Annotated in this window: 7 protein-coding genes and 1 pseudogene; 5 read left to right on the top strand and 3 right to left on the bottom strand. The window is 73.5% G+C overall.

Annotated elements, in window-relative coordinates; all coding sequences use genetic code 11:
* Both H5J30_RS12560 and H5J30_RS12555 read left to right on the top strand, forming a co-directional pair.
* Positions 1–1,331 (top strand): discoidin domain-containing protein (locus H5J30_RS12560; protein ID WP_181787517.1); only part of this gene is annotated, 1,331 nt, incomplete at its 5' end.
* A gap of 308 nt (positions 1,332–1,639) precedes the next feature.
* Entirely contained in the window at positions 1,640–1,846 is a 207-nt protein-coding gene (locus tag H5J30_RS12555; RefSeq protein ID WP_181787516.1) for a hypothetical protein, read from the top strand.
* A gap of 123 nt (positions 1,847–1,969) precedes the next feature.
* Here H5J30_RS12555 and H5J30_RS12550 read toward each other — a convergent pair whose 3' ends face one another.
* On the bottom strand, positions 1,970–3,352 hold the full coding sequence (locus H5J30_RS12550; protein WP_258563282.1) for a helix-turn-helix domain-containing protein: 1,383 nt from the start codon (positions 3,350–3,352) through the stop codon (positions 1,970–1,972).
* Between the two features lie 189 nt (positions 3,353–3,541).
* On the opposite strand from H5J30_RS12550, the gene H5J30_RS12545 reads away from it, so the two are divergent.
* The 3 genes from H5J30_RS12545 to H5J30_RS12535 are packed head-to-tail and all read left to right on the top strand — an operon-like array spanning position 3,542 to position 6,272.
* Positions 3,542–4,552, top strand: coding sequence for a Gfo/Idh/MocA family protein (locus H5J30_RS12545; RefSeq protein ID WP_181787515.1), 1,011 nt, complete (start codon positions 3,542–3,544; stop codon positions 4,550–4,552).
* Positions 4,549–5,811 (top strand): DegT/DnrJ/EryC1/StrS family aminotransferase, encoded by a 1,263-nt coding sequence (locus tag H5J30_RS12540; protein ID WP_181787514.1) that lies wholly within the window; start codon positions 4,549–4,551, stop codon positions 5,809–5,811. The genes H5J30_RS12545 and H5J30_RS12540 overlap by 4 nt, the downstream gene beginning before the upstream one ends.
* Positions 5,808–6,272 carry an NUDIX hydrolase gene (locus H5J30_RS12535; RefSeq protein ID WP_309505512.1) on the top strand — a complete coding sequence of 155 codons (465 nt, stop codon included), beginning with the start codon at positions 5,808–5,810 and terminating at the stop codon, positions 6,270–6,272. The genes H5J30_RS12540 and H5J30_RS12535 overlap by 4 nt, the downstream gene beginning before the upstream one ends.
* A gap of 171 nt (positions 6,273–6,443) precedes the next feature.
* On the opposite strand, the gene H5J30_RS12530 is transcribed toward H5J30_RS12535, so the two are convergent.
* Positions 6,444–6,584, bottom strand: a complete 141-nt coding sequence (locus H5J30_RS12530) for a hypothetical protein (RefSeq protein WP_181787513.1) — start codon at positions 6,582–6,584, stop codon at positions 6,444–6,446.
* 48 nt (positions 6,585–6,632) lie between these two features.
* Positions 6,633–7,116, bottom strand: a pseudogene (locus H5J30_RS12525) (ATPase); the annotation flags it as partial.

The following is a 7,116-nucleotide window of genomic DNA, read 5'->3' as shown; positions in this document are numbered from 1 at the left end:
ACATGGTCTCCGCGCAGGCCGCGGGCCGCAACGAGGAGGCGTGGCAGGCGCGGTTGGAGCTCCAGCGCCTGGCCGGCGAAGCGGTCCCCCACAGCGCGCCAGGGCGCGCGTGGGCGGTACCCCCAGGCGGCGGGGAGGTGGGCGCGGGCGTGCTCGACGCGTTCCTCAGCCGGGCGCTGACGGACTCCGACTCCTGGCTGGGCGCGGGCGGCGGCGCGAAGCGCGCCGCGGGCACCGGGGCGTCCGCCGCGGGCGGCGCGGAGCCGCTGGAGGGCTCGTCGGTGACGGCGGCGGCCGACGGCAGGCCGGCGACGGCGTACGAGGCCGCCCGCCCGCCGTCGCCCGGCCCGCACGAGGCGCTGGTCGTGGAGTTCGACCGGCAGCCGCTGCGGGCGGTGACGGTGCTGACCCAGCCGGGCACGGGCACCAGGGCGGAAGTGCAGATCCGGGTACGGGACGGCGGCCGGACCGCATGGCGCCCACTCGGCGAACTCGACGGCGGCGGCTGGACGGAACTGCCCGCGAAGCGCGCCGGCGCCGACGCGGTACGGCTCGTGTGGGCGGCCGACACCACGGCGCCGGTGGTGCACGAGGTGGTCCCGTGGTCCGCGGACGAGCCCGGCGCCCGGCTGTCGCTCTCCCGCGACGAGGCCGACGTGACGATCGGCGGCGATCCGGTGGTCGTGGACGCGGAGCTGTCCGCGACGCGGCCGGGGGACGCGGGCGGCAAGGTCACGGCGAAGGCGCCCGAGGGGCTGAAGGCCGAGTCCCCCGGCGAGGTGCGGATAGCCCGCGGCACGACCGCCAGGGCCCCGATCGAGATCCGCGCGACGAAGGACGTGGCGCCCGGGACGTACGAGATCCCGGTGCGGCTGGAGGACCGGGACGACACCCAGGTCCGCACCGTCACCGTGCACGCCTACCCCGCGGTGGGCGGCCCCGACCTGGCACGCGCCGGGCGGGCGTCGTCGTCGGCGGACGAGACGCCGGACTTCCCGGCGGCGGCGGTCGCGGACGGCGACCCGCAGACGCGGTGGTCCTCCCCGGTCGAGGACGGCGCCTGGGTGCAGGTACGCCTGGCGAAGCCCGCGCGCGTCGGCGAGGTAGCGCTGACGTGGGAGAGCGCGCACGCGAAGCGCTACCGCGTCCAGGTCTCCGCCGACGGCCGCCGCTGGCGCACGGCAGCGGCGGTGGACGACGGCGGCGGCGGCCGCGAGTCGGTGCGGATGGACGAACGCGAGGTGCGCTACGTCCGCGTCCAGGGGGTGGAGCGCGCCACGGAGTTCGGCTATTCGCTGTACGCGGTCGAGGTACGGGCCGTCCGCGACTGACGGCGCGCCAGCAGGGTGCCGCAGAGCACCGCTCTCGTGAGCCGGGACGCCGCAGACCTGGCACAGGAGCCGCTGCGTCGCCTACGAAGGTAGGGAGCCGCCGCTGGCGTTCCCAGGGACGAAGGCCCCCAGGTGCAGCACCCATTGTGCCGGTGTGCGCCCGCAGGTATGACGCAGCGTCCTACCTCATGACGTGGGGTCAACACCCAGGCGGGCAGCGAGGCCCCGGAGCGGGGTGTTGCGGCGTCGCTCACCTTCCAGCATTTCCCTCACTGTCTCGCGCCTGCGCCACGTCCAGGCGGACCGTCGTGCTCTTGATGCTCGCCGCGCTGTTCGGCCTCACCTGGTTGGTGACACAGCCCGGGGCTTCCCCCTTTGCGGTGGGCTTCTCTGACGATGTGGACTGCGACGATCCACCCGACCTCATCCTCGGCGAAGAGACGGGGGAGCCGATGTGGCTCTTGCACCCGGATGGGGTCGGCCTCACAGAAAGATGGTGGCGCCCCGTCAGCTGACCCAGGTCACTCAGCCTTCAGTGCCACGAGATGGGCCCCGACCTCGGCGGCATGCACCAGACGTTCAGCCGCACCTACGGGTGGGACCGCCGCACGATGCGCCTCCTCCCGTCCGCGGACGGTTCAGAGGGCACCGACACGGACGGCGAAGGCGCGCACGCCGGGTAGGTGGCGGTCGTGGCGCATCAGACCAGCCGCGATGGTGCGTACGGAGCCGAGGCGAACCTCCTGGGGAGCCGCCTTCTCGGCGGCCAGCAGCGCGTTGAAGCAGCGGTCGTGCTTGCCCCATCGGTCGAATGCACGGGCGACGTCGACGTAGTAACGCGCCTGGCGTTCGGGGGTCGGCAGCGTCGCCGGGCGGATTCTGCGGGCGTGCTCGATGGCGGTGCCCGCGTCGCCCAGGAGGTAGCTGATCGAGATCTGGTGCAGGATCACCTGGCTGGGGCCGAAAACCGCGCCGCCGGTGACCGCGTCGTGCCCGAGCTGGTCGGCGGTGGCGCCGGCTTCGGCGATCAGGTCGCGGGCCAGGTACCGGTCGCCTTGCTTGCCCGCGGTGTAGGCGGCGGTGGCGTACAGATTGCCCTTCGCCGACAGTACTGCGGCGTCGCTACTGCGGCCGACGAGCTGCTGGGCGGCGGTAACGGCGACGTCGGTGGCGCGGGTGTAGTGCTGGGCGCGGCGCCAGACGGAGGAGACCATGCGGTGGGCCTCGGCGGTGGTCAGCACGTCCGCGCCGCCGCGGCACGCGGTGAGCGCGCGGTCGGCGGTGGCTGCGGACATCTCGTCCTCGCCGAGCTTGATGCACAGCCGGGTGGCGATGTTGTACAGCTCGGCGACCGCGGTCGCGCCGGCCTCTGGGCGCCCGGTGTCGGTGAGGGCCTGGGCGAGGGCGAAGTGGCCGGGCAGTGCGCGGGCGAGGCGGTCATAGCGGCAGGCGGCGAAGTCGCGCCGGGCGGCATCGAGGGCCGCGGCGACCGCGGCCGGCGTCGGCTGCGGGGCGGCGAGGGCTGGGGTGTTGCGGTAGAGGAGGACGTCCTCCAGGCCGGACAGGCTCGGCCGTGGTGCGGCGGTGGCCGTGGCGGGGGTGAGGATCACGCTGGTGGTGGCACCGGCTACCCGGGCCAGGAGTTTGCGGCGTCGCACCGGGTCCTCATCCTCCTCGCCGATCGGCTCACGGCCCAGGCTAGCGATGCCGGGTGGGGCGGCGCGGCCGTATGAGGCTGCCGCCGCCTGGTCGTGTCGCGGTGCCAGCCCGAGCAGAGGTGGCGGAATGCCGAGGAGGCCGGCGATGCGCGTGAGAAGTTCGATGTCCCGCATCGGCTGCTGTCCGCGTTCCATCCTCGACAGCGAAGCGGCGGTGTAGCCGACGGCTTGGCCCAGGTCGGCGAGGGTGACGTCTGCGGCGCGTCGGGCCAGGCGCACGATCGAGCCGGCGTCGCGGCGGGTGAGGGCGTCGCGCATGGCGGGCGTGTGCCACAGCGGATGCGAGCTGTCCAGGGCGTCCATGGACCACCTCCTGCCGAACTGCATTGTCCCCCGCAACCGCGGGCGGAAGCAGCCTGTTGCAAGCCGTTTACACGCGGTGCAAACCGCGTGCGCGGATCGCAGACGGCTCTGTCGGAACGCTCCGGGTCGCGGTGCTCTGGGCTGTGCGGGCGGCTCGCCCGCTGACCCGGAACGGCGAGGGAGGCCGTGATGCTGAACGAGACGACCCTGCGCAGAGCAGCGGTGGTGGGACTGGGCTCCCAGGCCCGGGAGGACCACCTCCCGGGCCTGGGAGCCTGCCAGTTCGCCGAGCTCGTGGCAGTCTGCGACACCGACGAGGTGACCACCGGGGGCCAGGCCGTCGCCTGGCGCGTGTCCGGCTACACCGACCTGGAGCAGATGCTCGCCGAGGTGCAGCCCGACTTCGTAGTCGCGGCGGTGCCGCACCACGCCGGACGGCAGGTGATCGAGACCTGCGCCGCGGCGGGGGTGCACGTGATGAAGGAGAAGCCCTTCGCCACCACCCCCGCCGAGGCTGCTGATCTGGCGGCGGCCTGCGCGAAGGCCGGCATCGAGCTGATGGTCACCGTCCAGCGCCGCTTCCACCCCATCTACACCGCCGCGCTGCAACTGCTGGAGCAGATCGGCACCCCGTACCTCGTCGAGGGCCGCTACACCTTCTGCTGCCCCGACCCGTCCGCCGGCTGGCGCGGGCAGCGCACGCTCGCCGGCGGCGGGGCGCTGATGGACATGGGCTACCACCTGATCGACCTGCTGATCTGGTACCTCGGGCTCCCGGACCGCGTCCTGGCCGATGTCTCCACTGCCGCGGCCCCGCACGCGGCCTACGACGCCGAGGACACCGCTCTGGTCCACCTGTCCTACGACGCGGGCCTGTACGGCTCCCTGCTGATCTCCCGCTCCAGTGGCCCGAAGAGCGAGGCCCTCGCCATCACCGGAACCCGCGGCAAGGTGACCGTAGAGCGGGGCAGCGTGCGCCGGCTGGACCCGGCCGGCCAGCAGATCGAATCGCTGACCCGCCGGCCCGCGTGGCCGGCTGCCGCAGCGGCGCAGATCGACGCCTTCTGCCGGGTCCTGGACGGCACCCGCACCAACCCGTCCCCGCCCGAAGCCCACCGGGCGCACGCGGCGTTCCTGGCCGCCGCGTACGACTCCGCCACGACCGCCCGCCTCAGCGACCCCAAGGAGTACCTGCCGTGACCAACTCGTCCGCAACCTCGCTCGCCCTCCTCGGAGGCAAGCCGGAGATAGCCACGCCCGGATCGCACTTCTCGTGGCCCCCGATCGACAGCCGGGACATCGAGGCCGTCACCGGGCAGTTGATGGAGGCCGTCTCCATCCCTGACCGCTCCGGCATCGTTGCCGACCTGGAGGACGCCCTGGCTGCCTGGCTCGGCGTCCGGCACGTGGTCACCACGAGCACCGGCACCGCCGCGCTGCACTCGATGTACGCCGCCGCCGGTATCGGCCCCGGCGACGAAGTACTGGTCCCCGCATTGACGTTCCACGCCACGGCGACGCCGCTGCTGCACCTCGGCGCCCGCCCCGTCCTCGTCGACGCCGGCACCGACGGGCAGCCCGACCTCGACGCGGCCGTCCGCCTCCTCTCGCCACGGACGAAGGCCCTGGTAGCCGTGCATCTGTGGGGGCTTCCCGAGAACGCCGACGCTCTGGCCGCGTTCGCCGACGAGCACAGCGTGATGCTGCTGGAGGACGGCTCCCACGCCCACGGCGCCTCCTTCAACGGCCGGCTCGTCGGCACGTATGGGCAGGCGGCGGCCTTCAGCCTCAACGGCCCGAAAACACTGTCCGCCGGCGAGGGCGGCTTCGTCGCCACCGACGACACCGACCAGTACTATCGGCTGCTGCTGCACGGCCAGTACAACAAGCGCTGCCGCACCGAGATCCCCACGCGGCACCCGCTGGCGAAGTACGCGACCACCGGTCAAGGGCTCAAGCTGCGCATCCACCCCCTCGCCGCTGCCCTGGCCCGCGCCCAGCTCCCCCGCCTGGAGGGCTGCCTCAGCGGCCGGGCGGCCTGCGCCGAGCGCCTGTGTGCCGCCTTGGAGGACGTGCCGGGGCTGCGCGTCCCCCGCCTCGACCCGGCGGCGCGAGCGTCCTGGTACGCGCTGCCGCTGCGGTACGAGTCGGCTGCACTCGGCGGCCTGCCCCTGGCCCGATTCCTGGCCGCGGTTCATGCGGAAGGAGCCACCGAGGTCGACCACCCCGGCTCCACCCGCCCTCTCGGCGACCACCCCCTCTTCCGCACCCCGAGGGAGCTGATCCCCCACTACCCTGTCGCCCAGGACCCCACCCTCGGGGACTGCAGCGGCGCCGCGCGCGTGCACGCCAGCACGGTCAAGCTGCCAGTCTGGCACCGCCCCGAGGACTCAGCCCTCGCCGACGCCTACGCCGCGGCCCTGGCCAAAGTCGCCCGCCACCACAAGGAACTGCTGTGATCGCACCAGCCGCACCAGTCGACGCCGCTCTCCTCCAGGCGCTCACCGCCACCGCCGACGCCGACGGCATCACCAAGCATGTCGTCGGCGCCGTCATCACCGACGACACCGGCCAGGTCCTGCTCCTGCACCGGCCCGCCGACGACTTCCTCGGAGGGTTGTGGGAGCTGCCCTCCGGCGGCGTCGGAGACGGCGAAACCCTCCTCGGCGCCGTGCGCCGGGAAGTCGCCGAAGAGACAGGACTGCCCGTCACCGGCATCAGCAGCTACCTGGGGTCCTTCGACTACACGTCCGGCTCCGGCCGGCTCACCCGCCAGTTCAACTTCGCGGCCGCAGTCGCCGGTTCTGACGTACAGCTCACCGAACACGACGACTTCCAGTGGGCCGACACAGCCGGGCAGCACAAGACATCCCAAGCTGTCCAGACCGTGCTGGCGGCCTGGCACAAGTACGCCGCCTGACCCGCACTGCGGCCGCAGATGCCGCCAGACGGCACGGGCCGCGAAACGTACTCGGGGTGGGGTGGTTCGCTCTCACCGCCTGGTTGGACGGCGGTCCGGGGGACATCTTCTACTGGTTCTACTGGGTCTTTTTCATAGGCGGCGCACTATCCACCGGGGTGTGTGTCTTCCTCACAGTCCGGCTGACGGTACCGATGACCCACCGGCGCGCGTGGCGGTGCTGCGGTTCTCATCGGCCTCGCGTGCCTGCTCCAGGGCCGCGAGGCGCCGTTCCTGCGCCGCCTTCTCGACGGCGTAGACGTCCATCGGCACGACCCGGTCGAGTCCTCTCGTGCGTGTACCCCGCAGCGAGCCGGGCGGTCAGCCGTAGTGGGCCCGGGTGCGGGACTTGGCCTTCTCCGGGGCGCCGGCGCGGTCCAGGCCCAGCAGGGCCGCGCCCAGGACCGGCGGGGCCGTGACCACCCGGGGCACCGCCTTCGGGGCGCGGGTCGTGAGCAGCGTGCGTACCCGGTCGTCCAACTGCGCGTGGCCCGCGGCCAGGACGCTGCCGCCGAGTACCACCGGCACCTCCTCGTCCAGCAGCCCCAGCCGCTCCAGCGCCACCGCCGCGAGCGCCACCACCTCGTCCGCCTGCCGGTCCACGATGGCCCGCGCCACCGGGTCGCCGCCGGCCGCCACCGCGAAGAGCAGCGGCGCCAGCCGCTGGGTGCGCGCCACCGGGACGGTGCCCAGGTGGACGCCCTCGATCAGCTCGTACATCGTGCCGAGGCCGAAGTGCTCCGGCACCGCCGTCGCCAGGGCGGTCGCCTCGCCGCGGCCGTCCTCCGCCCGTGCCGCGTACCAG

The organism is Streptomyces phytophilus (assembly GCF_013870535.1).
GTDB lineage: Bacteria > Actinomycetota > Actinomycetes > Streptomycetales > Streptomycetaceae > Streptomyces > Streptomyces phytophilus.
This window is presented reverse-complemented; position numbering and strand designations above follow the sequence as displayed.